Origin of the sequence: Dysgonomonas sp. Shenzhen-Wh21 (assembly GCF_043392705.1) — a bacterium.
Taxonomy (GTDB): domain Bacteria; phylum Bacteroidota; class Bacteroidia; order Bacteroidales; family Dysgonomonadaceae; genus Dysgonomonas.
On sequence record NZ_JAIXHZ010000178.1, the window covers coordinates 1 to 20649 of the forward strand.

Consider the following 20649-nt stretch of genomic DNA (forward strand, 5'->3'; position numbering starts at 1 on the left):
GTATCCCTCGTGTTCTCGATGCCGGACAATGTAACGACAGTTACTCTCTCGCTTTGATTGCGCTGAAACTTAAAGAAGTTTTTGAACTAAATGACATTAATGAATTACCGATTGCATACAACATTGCATGGTACGAGCAAAAAGCTGTTATCGTTCTTCTTGCATTGTTATCACTCGGTGTAAAAAATATTCACTTAGGGCCAACACTCCCTGCATTCTTATCGCCTAACGTGGCAAAAGTGCTGGTTGATAATTTTGGTATTGGCTCTATTACCACACCTGACGAAGATATGAAGATGTTTCTTGCTTCATAATGTCAGCACATAATTACATAAAACATTAAAAATGGAAACAAATACATTCGCTAAAGCAACCGTATTCAATATTGCGGGGCAAATCGATTATTCCACAGGAGGAATAGTAAGCAAACAAATACTTAAAAACCGAGCAGGAAATGTTACATTATTTTCCTTCGACAAGGGGCAAGGACTTAGCGAGCATACAGCACCTTTCGATGCGCTTGTACAAGTACTGGATGGTGAGGCTGAAATTCGCATAAATGGAGAACCTCACAGGGTAAAGGCTGGTGAAATTATTATAATGCCGGCTAACATAACTCATGCTCTTCAGGCTGTAGAGTCTTTTAAGATGTTATTAACCATGATAAAAGAATAAGCGATGAGCGAGCTAATCAATAATTCCGAAAAAAGAAAAGAGTTACTTAAACATCTTATCCTTCAATTGCATAACGGCGAAGCTCCCGAACAAGTGAAAAGCCGTCTGATAAGTTTACTGCACTCGGTTCCATACAATGAGGTAGTAGAGGTAGAGCAGGAATTGATAGCTGAAGGTCTTCCCGAAGAAGATATATTACGTCTCTGTGATATACACACGGCTGTACTCGACGGAAGTATAGATACCTCAACCGCCAAAGGTGTACCTGATGGACATCCTGTAGATACTTTTATCAAAGAAAACAGAGAACTGGAAAAGCGCATCGACCTGACTTATGGGATGTTCGATGTGTTGAAAAACTTGAAAGATAGTGACATTGCAGATTATACGATGGGATTGCGAAGCCTCTTTAATCAACTATCGGATGTAGATAAACACTATTTGCGCAAAGAGTATCTACTGTTTCCATTTTTGGAGAAGGCAGGAATTACAGGTCCACCGAAGGTGATGTGGGGTAAACATGATGAAACCCGGGAATTATTGAAAGCCGCTCATGAAGCTCTCAAAAACGAACTGACAAGAGAAGAGCTGGAAACAGTTTGCTCGTTGGTTTTGCAACCTGCCATCGATGCAATAGAAGGCATGATAATGAAAGAAGAACAAATTCTATTGCCGATGTGCTTGGATACACTCACTGAAGAAAATTGGCATCAAATACATAAGGAAACAACGATATACGGTTTTTGCCTTTATGATCCAAGCGTAGAGTGGAAACCCGAAGTTGTAAAGCAAGAAGAAGCGATCTTTATGCCGGGTAATGCAATCAAGCTATCTTCAGGCAGCTTTGATATGAAGGAGCTAGAAGCTCTTTTTGTAACTCTTCCGGTAGATATTACATTTGTTGATAAAGATGATAAAGTAAAGTTCTTTTCTCATAGTCCTAATCGTGTATTTGAGCGAAATCGTTCTATTATAGGGCGTGATGTACGTATGTGCCATCCTCCACACAGTGTCCATATCGTAGAACAAATCATAGAAGACTTCAAAACCGGCAAAGAAAACAAAGCCGCATTTTGGATATCTAATTTCAAAGGACGCTTTGTGCATATAGATTATACCGCTCTCAGGGGACAGGATGGAGAATATTTAGGCGTGATAGAAATTACTCAGGATATAACCGACTTGCGAAAACTGGAAGGAGATCAGAGGTTACTTTCTTATTCAAAATAAAGACTCATGGATATTAATCTACATATAAAGGTTTCTGATTTGCTGGATGCATATCCTCACTTAGAGGATACACTATTGGAACTTTCTCCTGCATTCTCTAAACTGCGGAATCCTATTTTGCGCCGTACTGTGGCAAAGGTTACAACATTGCAGCAAGCTGCAAAAGTTGCAGGCATCTCCCCTATTCTACTTCTTGAAACACTGCGCCAAGCCGCCGGGTTACCTATTGATGGCAGTAATGAATCAATAGATATAGAGAATGAACAAAAAGATAAGCCGGAATGGTTTGATGAAACGAATATCACGATTAGGTTTGATGCTCGTCCTATTATAGAGTCGGGAGAAAACCCAATGCAAGAGATTATCCGGTTATCAAAGGAATTGCAAAACAATCAGATTATGGAATTAACTGCACCATTCAAGCCCGTACCAATCATGGATTTGCTAAAATCAAAAGGATTTGAAGTATGGTATAATAACGGTAAAGCTTATTTCATGCAAAAAAATCATTGAGCCTTGTAAGATTATAAAAATTAAACATTTAACCAAATTGACAAGGGGTGCATACTAAATGCATCCCTTTCTTTTACAGGAGCTGCAACCTTGATAGTTATGTAAGAAATCTTTTTCGTTACAAACTACTTTATCGAAAAGAAGAAACTTGCCCGGTAATCTTTTAAAGAAAATAATACAGCCAATGCCTTAAATTCGTATTTTTGCATGTAGTTGATTTACCTACTTTCGAAAAAAAAATGATTCCTTTTCTATACAATGTAGCTCAAGCATACTATAAAGCCGATGGACAAAACATTAGTCGCTATACTTTTGTTTTTCCGAACCGTAGAGCCGGAGTCTTTTTCCAACATTACTTATCGCAGATAGCGGATACGCCTATATTTTCCCCTCAGATACTTACAATAGCTGACTTATTCGAACAACTAAGTCCATATAAAAAAGCAGATCGCATTGAGATGCTTTTTATGTTGTTCAATATATACAAACAGGTAGGTAAGACCAACGAAACATTCGATGAATTTCTATATTGGGGAGAAATGCTACTCAATGATTTTGACGACATCGATAAGTATTTGGTTGATGCACAGCAGCTGTTCAGAAATATAAAAGATTTAAAAGATATCGATGCCGGATTCTCATACTTATCCGAAACACAGATAGGAGTTATACGACGTTTCTGGTCAAACTTTTTGCCTGTAGGAGAAAATGACAAAAAGAAAGATTTTCTGGAAATGTGGGAAGTTCTCTTTCAGCTATACTCTTCTCTAAGAAACCAACTTGCAGAAAAAAATCAAGCTTATGAAGGAATGATTTTTAGAGATGTAATAGATTCTTTTTCGAAGAATCTTGATTATGAACTTCCATACGAAAAAATAATATTTATAGGGCTAAACGGGCATAGCAAATCCGAAGAGAAACTGCTTACTTACCTCCATAAAAAAGGCATTGCCGATTTTTATTGGGATTACTCATCTCCTTTGGTGCGCGATCCTCAAAACAAAGCATCTTTTTTTATGGATAAGAATAAGGTGCAATTTCCATCTCAGCTATCATTACAACCCGAGGAATTAAGCTTTGATCACCCTACTGTGGAAGCTATTGGTATTCCGTCGTCCATAGGACAAGCTAAATATGTGCATACAATCATCAAGTCTTTGTTGACCGAAAATCAGATCGTATCATCCGATCAAGCTATGAATACAGCATTGGTGCTACCTGATGAAAATCTTCTATTGCCAACGCTTTACTCCATCCCCCCAGAGATAGACAAGATAAACATAACAATGGGGTATAGCCTGAACAATAGTTCTGTTTCGGGACTGATGGAACACATTTTTGAATTGCAAAAGAATGTGAGAAGATCCGAAAATAGCGCAGGCTTTTATTACAAACCGGTACTGGCTATTCTTAATCACCGATATATAACAAATATAGCCGGACAGGAAGCTAAACAACTAAGACAAAATATACTTCAATACAATAAGATTATAGTATCGGTCAAGGAATTAGAAATTCATCCATTATTTATACTCATATTCAAAATAATAGATAATTGGTACGATGCACCTGAGTATTTAAAAAACATATTATCCACACTAAGAAAATCCCTGTATACTCAGAATGAAAAAGAGAACGAAGAAGAGCAAATAAGTGCCCGTTCGGTAGACATTGAGGGTGAATTTATTGTGGAATACTACAAGACGATCAATAAAATGAACGATGCTTTGCAAAACGTTTCCTTTGAAATGAATATCGAAACATATTTCAAATTATTGAAAAAGTTGATAGTAAACATCAGCGTGCCATTTACGGGAGAGCCATTATCAGGATTACAAATTATGGGAGTGCTCGAAACTCGTGCTTTAGACTTCGATAACCTTATTATCTTATCGATGAATGAAGGCATTTTCCCTCTCAAACGTGCTACAAGTTCTTTTATACCATACAATCTTCGAAAAGGATTTGATTTGCCGACTTACGAGCATCAGGATAGTATTTTCGCTTATCACTTTTATCGTTTGATAAACCGAGCTAAACAAATTTATCTTTTGTATGATACTCGTACCGAAGGATTACAATCGGGCGAAGTAAGTCGTTATTTTAAACAGATAAAACATTTATACGCAGATTCATTCGATATAAAGGAAAAACTCACTGTTTATAAAGTTTCTTCTACCGAGAGTCTACCCATTTCAATATCTAAAACTCGAGAGATACAGGAAAAGATGAATGTGTTCTTGGAAGGAGGAGACAAACAACTATCTGCCAGTGCAATTAATATGTATCTCAATTGTCCTCTACAGTTTTATTTCTCGGTAGTAGAAAACATGGCAGAAGAGGACGAGGTAGTGGAAACAATAGAGGCCAGTATGTTTGGTACAATCTTTCACTCAATAATGGAATGGTTATACGAACCATTTAAGGGGAAAATGATTACTGCCGACTTGTTGCACAAGATCAGAAAGGATGAAAAGCTGCTGACAGAAAATATAGAACGATCTTTTGCTGAAAACTATTTCAAAACTGAGAAAATAAAAAAATTGACAGGGCAGAATTATCTGACCGGAGAAGTGCTGCGGAAATACATCAAACAGGTTTTAGTTACTGATGCGGGGCTGACACCGTTTATCTATGTAGACTCAGAAGAAAGAATAAAAATGGAATATACTCTACCATCGGGGAAAGTTGTATCGTTAAAAGGATTTATCGACCGTGTAGATGAAGTTAAAGGTCGTACCCGTATTATAGATTACAAGACAGGAAAAGGAGTATTACGATATAAAGAAATGAAAGATCTTTTTGATAAAAATCTTAAAGATCGCCCTAAAGCAGTGATGCAGGTATTTATGTATTCACATCTTTATATGCAAAAGTATCCGAATAAAATAATAGAACCAGGCATATACTATCTCCGAAATCTATTCGACGCTAAATTTGAGCCGGGAGTAATTAATAAATCGGGACGCAACGATGACCATATAACAGACTTCTCAATGTATAGAGAAGAATTCAAAGAGTACTTCGATACGTGCCTCAATGAGATATTCGACCCTGAGACATCATTTACACAAACCCCTACCGGAGAAGCTTGTAAGTGGTGTATATTCACGAATATTTGTAAGAAATAAGAAATCCGCAAATCATCATTAACAGCTTCTATAATTGAATAACGAGAGACGGAAAATATATATTCTTCTCTCTTTTTATTTTTCACATGCGGATATTGGCTCTTTCACATTAAATGTTTTACCTTTGCAGTCCATTTCTAAGTAGTAAATTGTATGGATTGGTTTATGAAAACCATAATAGAATCACCATCGGTTCTATCAATTATAATTATATCTATAGTTTCTGCTGTTGGACTACAACTAGGAAAACTAAAACTCCTCAATATCTCCCTTGGTATTACTTTTGTGTTCTTTGTAGGCATCGTTATTGGTCATTTCAATTTCGACCTTAATAAAGACATGCTCAACTTTGCTCAAAATTTTGGACTGATCCTTTTTGTATATGCATTGGGATTGCAAGTAGGTCCGGGATTCTTTTCATCTTTAAGGGCTGGAGGATTGAGAATGAATATGCTTGCCTTGGGGGTTGTATTTCTCGGACTAATCCTCACCGTTATATTCAGCTATGCGAGCGACATATCCCTTCCTAATATGGTAGGAATATTATGCGGTGCTACGACAAATACACCGGCTCTTGGTGCAGCTCAGCAGGCATTACAACAAATTAGCGGAAACTCAAGGGTAATAGCCGACATGGCTTTGGCTACAGCCATTGCCTATCCATTAGGAGTAGTGGGAGTCATTCTGGCGATCATATTCCTTAGAAAGTGTTTTGTTCCGAACGATGAATTTGCAAAGCTATCGGAAAAGAAAGAGAATGAAATGCATGTAGGCGAATTTCATATAACCAATCCGGCTATAGAAGGGAAATCGATAGTTGATATAATGAAATTAACTGCTAAACATTTCGTTATTTCGCGTATCTGGCACGATGGTATAGTTACGATTCCTACTTCTGCGAGTATCCTCAGGCATAACGACCACCTGCTTATCATATCCAAAAAGAGCGATGTAGAGCATATAAAAGTTCTGTTTGGAGAACAAGAAAACGTCGACTGGAATAAAGAAGATATAGACTGGAACCACATAGACAATAGTCAATTAGTATCACGAAGAATCATTATCACTAATAGCAAAATAAACGGTGAAAAACTGGGGAGTCTAAAACTTCGCAATAATTATGGAATAAACATAACACGTATCAACCGTGCTGGTATAGATCTATTAGCATCATCGGATCTAATGCTACAAATTGGAGATAAACTTACTGTAGTAGGAGAAAAAGCATCGATAGACAATGTTGCTAAAATACTTGGTGATGAGGAGAAGCGATTGAATACACCAAATCTGATAGCAATATTTCTTGGAATCGCTCTAGGCCTTATACTTGGAGCCTTACCTATACCTTTTCCGGGGATGGATTTTCCGATCAGGTTAGGGATTGCCGGCGGTCCTATTATTGTAGGAATTTTGATGGGCTCATTTGGCCCTCGATTTCATATTACTACTTATACAACACAAAGTGCCAATTTACTAATGCGACAGTTTGGATTGACTGTATATCTGGCTTGCCTGGGTATCGGAGCAGGAGAGCATTTCTTCGAAACAGTATTCCAAACCGAAGGACTGATATGGATTGGATTTGGATTTATACTTACCGTTGTACCGGTACTTATTGTTGCATTGATAGCGATGAAAGTATATAAGATCGACTTTGCCCGGAATGTAGGAATGCTTTGTGGCAGTATGGCTAATCCGATGGCTTTAAGCTATGTCAATTCGACTATCGACGGTGATGAACCTGCCGTTGCTTATGCTACAGTGTATCCGGTATCCATGTTTGCTCGGATCGTTTTCACACAATTGCTGCTGATGTTGTTTTTCTGAGATAATTATAAGTAACATCATAGATCTTAACACTTTTGTACTATCATAACTTTTTGTATACTTTTGTCTTTCTAAAAACACTTGTACTTGATCAACTTTACTTTTATGAAAAAAATATTATCCATTTCTTTAGTCTTAGCATTCTTAATTTTTAGCTTCACGGACTGTAAAGAAAAGGAAACTACAAAGCTTAGCGAATCAACAAATAAACAGGTAGCTAAGTCTAAATTTGCAAGACTATATCCCGACTATAACCCTCAGCAGATAAAAGAGACTATACATGAGCTTATTTTCAAAGACTCCCTATTATTGCCATTTTATTCAGAATAGAGATAAAGTCTTTTAATCTATCTACATCCAATGTGTCATGTGACCAAACAGGATGATATTCATTTTCTGAATGAGAGTAATATACATGGACTATCTCCTGAGTATTTCTCTGCGAACACAATAGAAGCTGTTACAGACTCTATAGACGCAGGTCTGTATAACCTTGACGACCTGTATAAAAAGATGGTTGATCTGGAACTGACTTCTACTCTGACTGCTGTAAAATACATCAAAGGGATGAAATACGGTTTTGTCAACCCTAAAAAGTTGTACAAAAAAGATTATGATATATCAGTATTAACCGCCGACTCTGCTTTCTATCAAGAGATATATAAGGGGTTGAAAGAAGATCCGATCTCTAGTATCATTAATTCGGTTCCCACAGATCCGATCTATCTGAGACTTCAAAAAGAATACCAAAATCTGAAAGATAACAAAGAGCAAGGATTTAAAAAGATAACAAGTACAGAAACCTATAAGCTGGGAGATAAGAATAAACATATATCTGAAATCGCCAAAAGATTAGCCTTAACAGGAGAATATGTTATGAAAGAAGGTGACTCTATCAGAGATGATTCTTCAGATATGATCTTGGATAAAAATCTGCTCGAAGCAATAAATGTATTTCGTAAAAAGAACTCCTACCCGGAAGAAAAAGAAGTTGGCAAGCTGACTATAGATGCACTAAACAGGCCACTGGATTACTATTTGGATAAGCTACAAGCTAATATGGAACGTTATCGTTGGAAAATGACAAAAGCAAAGCATAACAAGCATATCGAAGTAAATGTTGCATCGGCATATCTTACAGCCATGGAGCAAGACAGCCTTCCTCTGATCATGAAGGTTTGTGTTGGTACTGCTACTAATAAAACACCTTTATTACAAAGTGATATCAGCTACTTAAATCTGAATCCGATATGGAATATTCCAACAAGTATAGCACAGAAAGAAGTAGCAGTATTACAAAAAAAAGATCCTACATACATTAAGCGTCACAACATGAAACTGTATAGGAACGGCAAAGAAGTAGATATTACGACTATCAACTGGAAAGAAGTTGACCCTTCTAAGTTTTCATATACGATTCGTCAAAGTCCCGGAGAAAGTAATGCTCTCGGCTTAGTAAAATTCATGTTCAACAATGCATTTTCGGTATATCTACACGACACTCCATCTAAAGCGGCATTCGGAAGAAAAAACAGAGCCGTAAGCCATGGATGTGTCAGAGTACAAAAACCTTTCGATCTGGCTTTCTTTTGTATGTCGACAACATCAGACGACATATATAAAGATCGATTATTTTATAGTATAGATAAACAACCTATGTCAAAGGCAGGAAAGAAGCTGATACAAGAAAACAAATTAAAAAAGCTACCGGATATTCTTAATCCTAAAGACAAGATTTCTTTATTCATCGATTATTACACAGTCTATATGTATCCTGACGACGATATGCTATACTATGCTGATGATGTGTATGAATATGATAGTGCAATACTTAATGCACTAAAGCCGCAACATAGTAAAGTAAAGAAAGAGCAAAAGAATTAATACCCTGTATTACTTCTATTCATAGCCGAATTCGATAAGTGCATCAGCTACAACGAAGTTACTTCCTCCTATAAATATAAAATCACTTGGTGTAGCCCAATCTTTTGCTGCACGAATAGCTTCCTTCACCGTAGGGTATGAATAGCCTGTAAGTCCTTTTTTGACAGCTAATTCTTGCAAGCTTCGTTCGTTCATCGACCGAGGTACAGATGCTTTAGTAAAGTAATAAATAGCCTTTTTAGGGAGTAAGGATAATACGGAAGAAATATCCTTATCATTTACCATACCCAGAATAATATGTAAGGTATCGTAACGCTCATTCACAAGCTGTTCTGATATATATTTCATTCCGGCTTCATTATGCCCTGTATCACATACAATTTTGGGATTATAATCTTGTAATATTTGCCAGCGTCCCATCAGTCCGGTATATTCATTCACATAGGCAAAACTATTATATACAGCCTTCGATGGTATTACATAGCCCTGTTTTTGAAGTTCACGTATAGCACATAGTACTGTCGCCGTATTTTTTATCTGGGCATAACCCGAAAGTTCACCTTTGAGTTGCTGATAGTATTTTGTATCATACAACCACCCACTGGCAGTACGCAAGCTTGAGTGTATAAGTTTTTCATCTTCTGCAAAAACGATAGGTGCTCCTACCCTCTCTGCAGTATCTTCAAACACTCTGCGGACATCACCGTCTGCCTCTCCAATAATAACAGGAATATCCTTCTTGATTATACCTGCTTTTTCAGCCGCAATTTTCTCTAGTGTATTGCCCAGAAATTGCATATGATCGAAGCTAATATTGGTAATTATACTCAATACCGGTGTTATAATATTAGTACTATCCAGTCTTCCGCCCAGCCCAACTTCTATTATTGCAACATCAACATTAGTATCGGCAAAATACTGAAAAGCCATCATCATCGTGAGCTCAAAGAAGGAAGGCTGTATAGGCTCGTAAGCCTCTCTATGTTTTGTAACAAAATCCAAAACATATTGCTTCGATATCTTCTCTCCATTTACACGGATACGCTCTCTGAAGTCAACTAGATGAGGAGAAGTATATAGTCCAACCTTATATCCTGATTGTTGCAAAACTGCGGCTAATAAATGTGAGGTAGATCCTTTTCCGTTTGTTCCTGCAATATGAATTGTCTTATATCGGATATGAGGGTGTGAAAAATATTTATCAAGAGATAGACTGTTGTCCAATCCTTCTTTATAGGCTGTACCTCCTACTTTTTGATAAACAGGTAATTGATTATATAAATATTCTAGTGTTTCTTCGTAATTCATTATAAACTATTCTTTTATCTTTTTCTTTACTTGTTGCAATATAACGGGATATGACATAATTATGAATCCTCCAAATAACGTAACAAGCAAAAAAGATAATGTCAATACTCCTTTTTGATACGATTCTAATATCGTTATATTTTCATCCAAATAATTGCCTGAAAGCTTCTTCTACTTTTCGTACTTGTACGATCTCAATATTGACTGTTGAGGTAAATCCTTTCAGGTTATTTTGAGGAACAAGTATCTTAGAAAAGCCCAGCTTCTCTGCTTCCAATATTCTTTGTTCGATACGATTTACGGGACGTATTTCACCCGACAAACCCACTTCACCTGTCATACAAACATGCTTCTCGATGGAAATATCCAAGCTTGAAGACAGTACCGCACTGATTACAGACAAATCCATTGCGGGGTCATTTACTCTAAGCCCTCCTGCGATATTAAGAAATACATCTTTTTGTATCAGCTTAAAACCTGCTCTTTTCTCTAATACCGCAAGTAACATATTCATCCGTCGCAGATCAAAACCTGTAGCCGAACGTTGAGGAGTCCCATAAGCAGCAGTACTTACCAAAGCCTGAGTTTCGATAAGAAACGGACGTATTCCTTCTATAGCTGCGGCAATAGAAACACCGCTCAATCCTTCGTGATTCTGAGTTAATAGCAATTCGGAGGGATTACTAACTTCACGAAGCCCATTTTGCCTCATTTCGTAAATACCGAGTTCGGCAGTACTCCCAAAACGGTTTTTTATACTTCGCAAGATACGATACATATAATGCTGATCTCCTTCGAATTGCAGTACTGTATCTACAATATGCTCTAGTACTTTTGGTCCGGCAATACTGCCTTCTTTATTTATATGTCCGATAAGAACTACAGGGGTTCCTGTCTCTTTTGCAAACTTAAGGATTGAAGCCGAACATTCACGGACTTGCGATACGCTACCCGGAGACGATTCTACGGTTTCTGTGAAGATTGTCTGTATAGAGTCTATAATAACGAAGTCCGGTTTCAGATTTTGTATATGAACAAATATCTGTTCGAGATTTGTCTCACATACGATAAAACAGTTCTCACTATTGGAGTTTATACGATCGGCACGCAATTTCAATTGCCTGGCACTCTCTTCTCCCGAAACATATAGTGTTTTTATTTTTCTCAGTCCTAAGACTGTTTGTAAAACGAGTGTCGACTTTCCGATGCCCGGTTCACCACCAATCAGCACCAGCGAACCGGGAACCAGTCCTCCTCCAAGCACACGGTTCAATTCTCCATCGTGCAAGTCTATACGTGGTTCTTCTCCCGTTTCTACTTCCTTCAATAATAACGGCTTCGCCTTAGATGTTTCAAATAAGTTGGAGTTCCCTCTCGATGAGCTATCTTTACTAACAATCTCTTCGACATAGGTATTCCACTCTCCACATACAGGGCACTTCCCTAGCCATTTAGGAGAATCATTTCCACAGTTGTTACAAACATATACTGTTTTGGTTTTAGCCATTTTATGATTGAGTCTTTCTTCTTTACTTCATTACTTTTATCGACTTCGTAGACCTTCCCGAAACATCCACAGAGACAATATATACTCCCGGACGCCATCCATATAACGTTTCTTCAAATATAGAAGAATCAAAACCTGTGGTTTTAGTATACAATATTCGTCCGTTTAAGTCTGCAATACTTACTTTCTTTAATATATCTTTAGCATATATGCGCAAGACATCACCTTTAAAATATACGAGTAATTCTGGCTGTTGATCAGGATTTGGCTCATCAGTTCCAAGCGAACTCAACCCCTTCAATTTAGTAGCTCCTGTATTATTGGGATCCAAATATTTAGACATATGCTGATCTGCATCATAGTACTGATCCCAATGAAACCAAAATTTACCAAAAGAATCAGCTAACCCTTGATTTGAACAATTACTTTCTCCTCCTGATAATGTACCCACCACATAACCATTTTGATTAAAGAGAGGAGCTCCCGAAGAACCACCTTCTGTAGCGCCTTTATAATAAGTCACACTCCATTGAGTACCATCTGGCTCGTCTTCAGAGTCAGGATCCCATTTACTCGAAGTAAGAGGTTTATTAAATAGAGTTATTTTTTTAACATCTCCCAGAGGGTGATGAATTACCGCTCCACCTGTTACGCTTGCGCCATCATTCGTTCTATCCCAGCCATTGTAATATACATCCCATGTATCGGGAATTGGCTCGGACAATTTAAGCAAAGCACCGTCAGAACCATCATCAATTGAGTTTAGTACCAATGGTTTTGCTCCTTTATGATATTTATAGTTGGGCCTATTCTCTGTTTCACATTCGGGCGTCTCGTAATCAAAAAAGAATTCAGTGTTGGATATTATAGAGGATGATAAGTATTCGAAACAGTGATATGCTGTTAAAACATATGGTGTTTTATCTTCACTTGTGTTATTAATTAACGTACCCGAGCAAAGGTAAGTACTACCTCCTCTTTTGACACGCAATTGCAACACTCCTTTTTTCTGATTCTTCCAAAAGCCGCCTTCTGCACAATTTATATTTACCATACAAGAATTAGAGGCAGTATTAAAGCCACTGATCGGATCGCCTTGTTCATCAACATATTTATACCCTACATCGGATATATGCAATCGTGGAGTTCCTAGATTTTGTGGTGCTACATATTCAAGTACAACATTATCTCCTTTCAAATTCTCGAGAGAGTAAGCTCCACCTTGGGGGTTATCTTCATGTTTGTATACAATAGCATTTTTTACATTACTTTTTTCATATACATATAACTGAGACCCTTCCGGCAAATAAAAATCATCGAATCCTATATAAAACCCTTTGGCATCAGGAATATCGAAAGACAACTTCCATACATTTTCTTTTGTAGGCAATACCGACCATGTACCAACTGTGTCGGAAGCTATATCTAATGTATAAATTTTGGCCTCTTTGAGTGGAAGACCTCTTCTTTTTACATTGTTTTTTACTACTAATAATTTTGTATTTTCTTTTTCAACAATGAGAGTCAATTTCGATTTATCTTTATTGAAACTATATTGCTTTTCTTGGGCAGAGAGTGAAATAATACAGGATAACAAAGTAATACCTGCAAAAAAACGAATCAGACTTAAGTTCATAATAATTTTATTAATTTCCGAACATACTCATTTACATCTTCACGAGTGACCAACACCTCAGTTTCATATATAATTTTCGCTTTGGAATAAAAAGGCTCTCTCTTTTCTAGAGTATCTGTTACAAACCGAAGTAGTTCCTCTTCATTTTTATCCTTTATCAAAGGACGTTTATCTTTACAATCATTCAATCGCGAAGCCAGCACATCAGCCGATGCTTTCAAATAAATGGTTGTACCTACTTGATTCATATACTCTATATTATCAAAAAAGCAGGGTGTGCCTCCACCTGTAGATATCACTACATCTTCGAACTCACCTACTTCTTTCAGAATGCTCTTTTCAATATTACGAAATTCGCCTTCTCCAACATCTGCAAAAATCTGTCCTACTGTTTTTTGATAGCGAGCCTGTATGAAGTGGTCTAAATCAACGAATTCTAGATTAAGCTCTTTTGCAAGCTCTCTCCCTGCTGTTGTTTTTCCAGCACCCATATATCCTATCAGGAATATTCTTCTCATCTTAAACAATCAAATATACAAAAATATAAATAAAATAAATAAAGAGGCTTTTTTACAACACCGATTCTTTAGCAAATAAGTATTAATTGCACCTTAACTCCAACTTTTATGACATCCTATATATAATGGCACAAAAAGTGACAATTCGAAATATCTCACAACACAATATACTGCAAACAATTACATAGCAAAAGGTGACAAAGGTGACACTTTTTTATATAATTATTATTGTCACTTTTCTGCTATACATTTTGCAAGGAATAGGCGATATAATGAATTTAGATTTCAATCGTAACAGTACTTTATAATAGATATTTTAAACAGAAAAACATACTAACTCTTTACAAATCAAACGCTAATTGTTAATAACGATTTAAAACCTTACCTTTGCAGCGGAAAAGAAGAAATAATACTGAAATATGACAAAAATAACAACCGTACTGTTCGACTTTGATGGAGTAATAGCTAACACCGAACCTCAATATGATATATACATTGATGCTTTAGGTGAAAAATATAATCTAGGTATCGAAAATTTTGCCTTAAAAGTAAAAGGAACAACTAGTCCGGACATACTAAAAAAATATTTTAGCCACTTACCTAAAGAAGAAGTAAAAACCGTAGAGAGAGAATTAGGCGAATTCGAATTGCAAATGGACTTTCCTTTGGTAGACGGTGTGATGGAGTTTATTGAGTATCTGAAAAACAATAACTATAAAATAGGATTGGTAACCAGTTCGCAGGACTTCAAAATGAAACGTGCTTTGGATATATTAAATTTATCCAAAACATTCGATACCGAAGTTACAGCGGCACGCATAACCAAAGGTAAACCTAATCCGGCATGCTATCTATTAGCTGCGGAAGACCTGAATGTATCTCCCTCAGAATGTGTTGTATTCGAAGATTCTTTTCATGGAATACGAGCAGGCAAAGATGCCGGAATGCGTGTTGTAGGTGTTTCCACTACAATTCCCGAAAATGAACTTCAAGGCAAAGCTGATTTTATAATTTCAGATTTTTCAGATCTAAAACAAGTCATCGAATATATCAACTAAATATAGGACTACTGTTGAGCTATATTTTGAGAGCCTTTGTGCAGGAATAATCTGAAGTCGGATTCAAAATTTAAGGTAAATACATCTTTCCCCAACTCATTTTGTATCTCACCGATCGTCCAAAAACGTCCGTCGGCAAGTTCTTCGGTATTTAGTATAAAGTCACCATCGTATATAGCATAATAACAATAGCTTAATTCACGTTCCCGATCTGTCTCTATTATATATTTGGTTATATAGCGAGGTATAATATCCGATATATTTAACTCTTCGGAAGCCTCGCGCAATGCTGCCTTTTCGGGTGTCTCGTTTAAATCTATATGCCCCGCTACGGAAGAGTCCCACCTGTTGGGCTGTACATCTTTTGTAGCAGAACGTTTTTGTAAATACAATTCACCTTTAGTGTTAAAGATGTGGAGATGAATTACAGGATGTAACAACTTTGATCCATCATGACAAACACTACGTGATGCTTGTCCAACTACAATACCTTGTTCATCTACTAGAGGAAATATTTCTTCTTGCATTAAAGTCTTTTTTATTATTCCAACAAAGATAAAATTTACATGTAAGTATACGCTTAATTTCTTCTCATTTTTTCACGCAATTCTCGCCTAGAAGAGAGTTATATATAGTATTGTATGATTGCAAAAATTAGAACTGTATTTCTTATTTCGATATTACCTCTATTTTATTAACTTTGCAGCTTAAATATATTCATATAATAATGAGTGACCAACGATACAACCAGCGTGGCGTTTCAGCATCGAAAGAAGATGTACATAATGCTATAAAAAACATCGATAAAGGAATATTCCCTAAGGCTTTTTGTAAAATAATCCCCGATATATTAGGTGGCGATGCCGAATATTGTAATATCATGCATGCCGACGGAGCAGGAACAAAATCTTCGTTAGCCTATATGTATTGGAAAGAAACCGGAGACTTGTCGGTTTGGAAAGGTATTGCACAAGATGCATTGATAATGAATATAGACGACCTGCTGTGTGTAGGTGCTACTGATAATATTTTATTGTCGTCTACTATAGGGCGTAATAAAATGTTGATTCCGGGCGAAGTGATCTCTGCCATTATACAGGGAACAAATGATCTTTGTGAAGAATTATCGTCACTAGGAGTAAATATATATCCTACCGGTGGAGAGACTGCCGATGTAGGCGACCTCGTACGTACAATAATAGTAGACAGTACGGTTACCTGTCGCATGAAAAAATCGGATGTAATTTCTAACGATAATATACAGGATGGTGATGTGATTGTCGGCCTATCCTCATACGGACAAGCCACATACGAAAAAGAGTATAATGGCGGTATGGGTAGTAACGGATTAACATCTGCCCGCCATGATGTGTTTGCGAACTATTTGGCAACCAAGTACCCGGAAAGTTATGATTCGTCTATTCCTAGCAATTTGGTTTATTCAGGCAATATGAAGTTAACGGATATGATTGAAGGATTAGGAATTGATGCCGGTAAACTGGTTCTATCTCCGACTCGTACTTATGCTCCTGTTATAAAACAGATACTGGATAAATTACGCCCGGTAATACATGGTATGGTACACTGTTCGGGAGGAGCACAAACAAAGGTTCTCCACTTTGTAGATAAAGTAAAGATAACAAAGAACAACTTGTTCCCTGTGCCGCCTTTATTTAAACTGATACAGGAACAATCGGGAACCGACTGGAAAGAAATGTACAAAGTATTCAATATGGGGCATCGTATGGAAATATACTTACCTTCGGAATATGCCGAGGCTGTAATTGATATATCAAAATCTTTCGGCATCGATACTCAGATCGTGGGATACGTTGAGAAGTCGGACAAGACAGAGTTACTTATCGATAGTGAATTTGGTCGTTTTGAATATTAATTAGGAATAGTTACTGTATTTGATTATCAAATTTAACTTTAGTTAATTAAATTCTATTTGATTTGCTACTATATTTGTATCCAAACGAAAATATTAATATTCACTTAATAGCGTACAAAGTATGAAAAAAATGATCATGTCGGCAATTATGTGTTTAGCCTTAATTGCATCAACAAGTGTAATGGCTCAAGACAAAGCACCTAAAAAAGATTGTCCTAAATCTAAAACAGAATGTACTAAAGACGGAGAAAAGAAAGCATGCTGTAAAGACAAAGCTGCTGCCGACAAAAAAGCTTGTACAAAAGACGGAGAGAAAAAAGCTTGTTGCAAAGACAAAGCTGCTGCAGATAAGAAAAAGTAATTAAAACTTAAGGTAAAAATAAGAGCTATCATTGAATGATAGCTCTTTCTTTTTATATGTGACTTTCACAAAAATAGCTAAGATTTATATTTCGTTTCAAATATTGCTTTTAGTTCATCATCAGTCAAACTATCACCAACTTCATCAAAGGTCAAACGGAAGGTACAGCCCTGTTTCCACTCAGAACATCCGTAAGCAGTTTTCCCTTTCAATATTTTACCGACTTTGCACAACGGACAAGATAGAGGCTCGCTATTTTTAGATTCGGTTTTCTTCTCTTTCCTAGGCTTTGGTGTTCCTTTTTTCTCAGCACTTTTCTTCTCCTTCGCAGGTTTCTTTGTTGATTTAGCCTCTTCTTTTACGGCTTCTTGTATTGTAATAGTCGTTCCCCAATCATTTTTCACATTGGCTACAATCTCTATTAGCATTTGCTTGAGCTCGTCAATGAACTGACGAGGATCGTACTCGTTTCGTTCTATCTGACGTAACTTTTTCTCCCAGATCCCGGTTAGTTCGGCTGATTTGAGCAGCTCTTCTTTGATTGTACCAATAAGCTCAACCCCTGTTTGAGTAGCATACAGATTCTTTCGTTCCTTACGGATATAATTCCGTTTAAACAAAGTTTCTATTATTGCTGCCCGTGTAGAAGGACGACCTATACCATTTTCTTTTAGGGCATCACGTAACTCGTCATCATCAACAAGTTTTCCGGCCGTTTCCATCGCCCGCAATAAAGTTGCTTCGGTATAATATTTAGGTGGCTGAGTCCACTTTTCGTTCAAGGCAGGGATATGAGGCCCCGATTCTCCTTTTTCAAAAGCAGGCAGTATGTTATCATCGGCATCCTCTTCTTTTTCATCCTGATTTTCTGCTTGCTTTTCAAATACTACTCGCCAGCCGGGTTCCAGAATTTGTTTGCCCGTTACCTTAAATTCTATTTTATTTACTTCACCCAGAACGGTCGTAGTTGCTATTTTACAATTTGGATAAAAAGCTGAAATAAAACGCCTTGTTATAAGATCATAAACCTTTTGTTCGTTACCGGCTATCGCATTCGCCCTTACACCGGTAGGTATAATAGCATGGTGATCGGTAACTTTACTATTATCAAAAACCTTTTTTGATTTCGGAATCTTTGCTGCTGCCAATAAAGGCTTCACAAGTTCTTCATAGCCACTTATTCCACGGAGGATGGCTGGAATTTTAGGATAAATATCATCACTAAGGAATGTAGTATCGACACGAGGATATGTCACCAGTTTCTTTTCATACAACGACTGTATCGTCTTTAATGTATCTTCTGCGGAGAAGGCGTATTTCTTATTACATTCTACCTGTAGAGCAGTAAGGTCAAACAAGCGCGGTGGCGCCTCCTCCCCTTTCTTTACTGATACATCCGTTACCTCAAAATCAGCTTGTTTTATTTCTTCAAGAAACTTTTCACCTTCTTCTTTTACCAGAAACCGTCCTTTAGTTGCAGAGAATGTTGTTTCTCTATATACTGTTTTTAGCTCCCAATAAGGTTCAGGCTTAAAGTTCTCAATCTCCAGTTGACGGTTGACAATAAGTGCCAATGTAGGTGTTTGCACTCGTCCGATAGACAGTACAGATCTATTTTGTCCATACTTTACAGTATATAACCGGGTTGCATTCATACCTAACAGCCAATCGCCTATTGCTCTGGACAATCCGGCTTCATAAAGCTTATCGAAGACCTGCTCTTCTTTAAGATTATTAAACCCTTCGCGTATAGAATCTTCTGTTAATGATGATATCCATAAACGTTTTACAGGAACTTTGCATTGAGCTTTTTGCAATACCCAACGTTGAATTAGTTCTCCTTCCTGTCCGGCATCTCCACAGTTTATAACCTCATCTGCTTGAGAAATCAAGGTTTCAATAACTGAGAACTGCTTCTTAACACCATCATTATCAATAACCTTTATACCAAAACGAGGTGGAATCATTGGCAACACGAATAGAGACCATTTTTTCCACTCCTGGGTGTATTCGTGAGGCTCTTTGAGTGTACAAAAGTGTCCGAAGGTCCATGTTACCTGATAGCCATTGCCCTCAAAATAGCCGTCTTTACGAGCATTCGCGCCTAAAATACTTGCTATCTCTCTTGCAACACTTGGTTTTTCTGCAATACAAACCTTCATTTATTCTCAACTCCTTTTATAGATATTATAATATTTAATAGATCAGCTATACTCTGTAACAGAGATCACGCTCTAATAACTTTCATTCTCATTCGGAAAATCAGAAGTCTTCACATCTTTGATATAATTCTGAACGGCTTCAGTCATTACAGAATGTAAATCTGCATAACGGCGTAAGAATTTAGGAGAGAAATTTTTATTTATTCCAAGCATATCATGTACCACCAAAACTTGTCCGTCGGCATGAGGTCCCGCCCCTATACCTATGGTAGGAATTGATAGTTTTGACGTAACTTCTTTTGTCAGTTCGGCAGGAATTTTTTCTAATACGACACCAAAACAACCTACTTCCTGAAGTTTAAGAGCATCCTTTAGTAGTTTATCTGCTTCCGACTGATCTTTTGCTCTCACATTATAAGTCCCATATTTATTTATAGATTGTGGCATAAGCCCTAAGTGCCCCATTACTGGAATACCGGCATCGATTATCTTCTTGATATCCGAGATAACTTCTTCGCCACCTTCTACCTTAATAGCATCCGCTCCGGTTTCTTTCATCATGCGGATAGCATATTCCAGAGATTTTAATGGGTTACCTGACACTGTACCGAATGGCATATCAACGACAACCAATGATCGTTTAACTGCATTCATGACAGAACGCCCATGATAAATCATTTGCTCCAATGTCATCGGAAGAGTAGTAACATTACCAACCATTACATTAGAGGCGGAGTCACCAACCAAGATAACATCCATTCCTGCCTGATCGATAATAGATGCCATTGAAAAATCGTACGCTGTAAGCATTGAAATTTTTTCGCCACGCTGTTTCATTTCTATCAGGCGGCGAGTAGTGATCTTGCGGTTATCTTCTGTGTATGTGGACATAATCTCCTTTTTATGGTTAAAAATTATGGATTTAAAGACACAAAGATAACCGCA

General features: G+C 37.2%; 17 protein-coding genes and 1 pseudogene. 11 read left to right on the forward strand and 7 right to left on the reverse strand.

Translation table 11 applies throughout. The annotated features are described in order from the left end of the window. The 8 genes and pseudogenes from LDB17_RS12770 to LDB17_RS12805 form a co-directional block, all read left to right on the forward strand. Positions 1 to 314, forward strand: a pseudogene (locus LDB17_RS12770) (hydroxylamine reductase); the annotation flags it as partial. A 31-nt stretch (positions 315 to 345) separates the two neighbouring features. Next, complete coding sequence (locus LDB17_RS12775; RefSeq protein ID WP_006843444.1) at positions 346 to 675, forward strand: cupin domain-containing protein; 330 nt, start codon at positions 346 to 348, stop codon at positions 673 to 675. Between the two features lie 3 nt (positions 676 to 678). Continuing rightward, on the forward strand, positions 679 to 1905 hold the full coding sequence (locus tag LDB17_RS12780) for a DUF438 domain-containing protein (RefSeq protein WP_252638820.1): 1227 nt from the start codon (positions 679 to 681) through the stop codon (positions 1903 to 1905). 6 nt (positions 1906 to 1911) lie between these two features. Continuing rightward, entirely contained in the window at positions 1912 to 2418 is a 507-nt protein-coding gene (locus LDB17_RS12785) for a DUF1858 domain-containing protein (protein ID WP_252638819.1), read from the forward strand. Between the two features lie 239 nt (positions 2419 to 2657). Beyond that, positions 2658 to 5549: a PD-(D/E)XK nuclease family protein gene (locus tag LDB17_RS12790; RefSeq protein ID WP_393925058.1), complete on the forward strand. Its 2892-nt coding sequence runs from the start codon at positions 2658 to 2660 to the stop codon at positions 5547 to 5549. 153 nt (positions 5550 to 5702) lie between these two features. Further along, entirely contained in the window at positions 5703 to 7376 is a 1674-nt protein-coding gene (locus tag LDB17_RS12795; RefSeq protein ID WP_252638817.1) for a putative transporter, read from the forward strand. A gap of 105 nt (positions 7377 to 7481) precedes the next feature. Further along, the gene (locus LDB17_RS12800) at positions 7482 to 7706 is read left to right on the forward strand and encodes a hypothetical protein (RefSeq protein WP_393925059.1); all 225 of its coding nucleotides are present in this window, start codon (positions 7482 to 7484) and stop codon (positions 7704 to 7706) included. Positions 7707 to 7736: 30 nt separating this feature from the next. After that, the gene (locus LDB17_RS12805; RefSeq protein WP_393925060.1) at positions 7737 to 9260 is read left to right on the forward strand and encodes a L,D-transpeptidase family protein; all 1524 of its coding nucleotides are present in this window, start codon (positions 7737 to 7739) and stop codon (positions 9258 to 9260) included. Between the two features lie 15 nt (positions 9261 to 9275). On the opposite strand, the gene LDB17_RS12810 is transcribed toward LDB17_RS12805, so the two are convergent. The 4 genes from LDB17_RS12810 to LDB17_RS12825 form a co-directional block, all read right to left on the reverse strand. Beyond that, on the reverse strand, positions 9276 to 10568 hold the full coding sequence (locus tag LDB17_RS12810; protein WP_252638813.1) for a folylpolyglutamate synthase/dihydrofolate synthase family protein: 1293 nt from the start codon (positions 10566 to 10568) through the stop codon (positions 9276 to 9278). Positions 10569 to 10710: 142 nt separating this feature from the next. Then, a complete protein-coding gene (radA, locus tag LDB17_RS12815; protein ID WP_252638811.1) occupies positions 10711 to 12075 on the reverse strand; it encodes a DNA repair protein RadA in 1365 nt (454 codons plus the stop codon). 22 nt (positions 12076 to 12097) lie between these two features. Further along, complete coding sequence (locus tag LDB17_RS12820; RefSeq protein WP_252638805.1) at positions 12098 to 13711, reverse strand: trypsin-like serine protease; 1614 nt, start codon at positions 13709 to 13711, stop codon at positions 12098 to 12100. Further along, the gene (locus tag LDB17_RS12825; RefSeq protein WP_252638799.1) at positions 13708 to 14229 is read right to left on the reverse strand and encodes a shikimate kinase; all 522 of its coding nucleotides are present in this window, start codon (positions 14227 to 14229) and stop codon (positions 13708 to 13710) included. The genes LDB17_RS12820 and LDB17_RS12825 overlap by 4 nt, the downstream gene beginning before the upstream one ends. Positions 14230 to 14648: 419 nt before the next feature. On the opposite strand from LDB17_RS12825, the gene LDB17_RS12830 reads away from it, so the two are divergent. Further along, positions 14649 to 15287, forward strand: coding sequence for an HAD family phosphatase (locus tag LDB17_RS12830; protein WP_252638797.1), 639 nt, complete (start codon positions 14649 to 14651; stop codon positions 15285 to 15287). An 8-nt stretch (positions 15288 to 15295) separates the two neighbouring features. Here the strand turns inward: LDB17_RS12830 and LDB17_RS12835 are convergent, their stop codons facing one another. Beyond that, positions 15296 to 15814 (reverse strand): NUDIX domain-containing protein, encoded by a 519-nt coding sequence (locus LDB17_RS12835; RefSeq protein WP_252638795.1) that lies wholly within the window; start codon positions 15812 to 15814, stop codon positions 15296 to 15298. Between the two features lie 200 nt (positions 15815 to 16014). Between LDB17_RS12835 and LDB17_RS12840 the strand changes: the two genes are divergently transcribed. Both LDB17_RS12840 and LDB17_RS12845 read left to right on the forward strand, forming a co-directional pair. After that, positions 16015 to 17181: an AIR synthase related protein gene (locus LDB17_RS12840; protein ID WP_252638794.1), complete on the forward strand. Its 1167-nt coding sequence runs from the start codon at positions 16015 to 16017 to the stop codon at positions 17179 to 17181. 121 nt (positions 17182 to 17302) lie between these two features. Continuing rightward, the gene (locus LDB17_RS12845; protein WP_252638793.1) at positions 17303 to 17542 is read left to right on the forward strand and encodes a hypothetical protein; all 240 of its coding nucleotides are present in this window, start codon (positions 17303 to 17305) and stop codon (positions 17540 to 17542) included. Between the two features lie 77 nt (positions 17543 to 17619). Here LDB17_RS12845 and LDB17_RS12850 read toward each other — a convergent pair whose 3' ends face one another. Beyond that, entirely contained in the window at positions 17620 to 19704 is a 2085-nt protein-coding gene (locus LDB17_RS12850; protein ID WP_252638791.1) for a DNA topoisomerase 3, read from the reverse strand. A 72-nt stretch (positions 19705 to 19776) separates the two neighbouring features. After that, positions 19777 to 20595, reverse strand: a complete 819-nt coding sequence (panB, locus tag LDB17_RS12855) for a 3-methyl-2-oxobutanoate hydroxymethyltransferase (protein ID WP_252638790.1) — start codon at positions 20593 to 20595, stop codon at positions 19777 to 19779. Between the last annotated feature and the right edge of the window lie 54 nt (positions 20596 to 20649).

Excerpts from the sequence above, each read along its gene's own strand:
- LDB17_RS12790 (WP_393925058.1), top strand. The coding sequence starts at position 2,658 with ATGATTCCTTTTCTATACAATGTAGCTCAAGCATACTATAAAGCCGAT.
- panB (WP_252638790.1), bottom strand. The coding sequence starts at position 20,595 with ATGTCCACATACACAGAAGATAACCGCAAGATCACTACTCGCCGCCTG.
- LDB17_RS12800 (WP_393925059.1), top strand. The coding sequence starts at position 7,482 with ATGAAAAAAATATTATCCATTTCTTTAGTCTTAGCATTCTTAATTTTT.
- LDB17_RS12775 (WP_006843444.1), top strand. The coding sequence starts at position 346 with ATGGAAACAAATACATTCGCTAAAGCAACCGTATTCAATATTGCGGGG.
- LDB17_RS12850 (WP_252638791.1), bottom strand. The coding sequence starts at position 19,704 with ATGAAGGTTTGTATTGCAGAAAAACCAAGTGTTGCAAGAGAGATAGCA.
- LDB17_RS12835 (WP_252638795.1), bottom strand. The coding sequence starts at position 15,814 with ATGCAAGAAGAAATATTTCCTCTAGTAGATGAACAAGGTATTGTAGTT.
- LDB17_RS12810 (WP_252638813.1), bottom strand. The coding sequence starts at position 10,568 with ATGAATTACGAAGAAACACTAGAATATTTATATAATCAATTACCTGTT.
- LDB17_RS12785 (WP_252638819.1), top strand. The coding sequence starts at position 1,912 with ATGGATATTAATCTACATATAAAGGTTTCTGATTTGCTGGATGCATAT.
- LDB17_RS12820 (WP_252638805.1), bottom strand. The coding sequence starts at position 13,711 with ATGAACTTAAGTCTGATTCGTTTTTTTGCAGGTATTACTTTGTTATCC.
- LDB17_RS12845 (WP_252638793.1), top strand. The coding sequence starts at position 17,303 with ATGAAAAAAATGATCATGTCGGCAATTATGTGTTTAGCCTTAATTGCA.
- LDB17_RS12825 (WP_252638799.1), bottom strand. The coding sequence starts at position 14,229 with ATGAGAAGAATATTCCTGATAGGATATATGGGTGCTGGAAAAACAACA.
- radA (WP_252638811.1), bottom strand. The coding sequence starts at position 12,075 with ATGGCTAAAACCAAAACAGTATATGTTTGTAACAACTGTGGAAATGAT.
- LDB17_RS12830 (WP_252638797.1), top strand. The coding sequence starts at position 14,649 with ATGACAAAAATAACAACCGTACTGTTCGACTTTGATGGAGTAATAGCT.
- LDB17_RS12805 (WP_393925060.1), top strand. The coding sequence starts at position 7,737 with ATGTGTCATGTGACCAAACAGGATGATATTCATTTTCTGAATGAGAGT.
- LDB17_RS12840 (WP_252638794.1), top strand. The coding sequence starts at position 16,015 with ATGAGTGACCAACGATACAACCAGCGTGGCGTTTCAGCATCGAAAGAA.
- LDB17_RS12795 (WP_252638817.1), top strand. The coding sequence starts at position 5,703 with ATGGATTGGTTTATGAAAACCATAATAGAATCACCATCGGTTCTATCA.
- LDB17_RS12780 (WP_252638820.1), top strand. The coding sequence starts at position 679 with ATGAGCGAGCTAATCAATAATTCCGAAAAAAGAAAAGAGTTACTTAAA.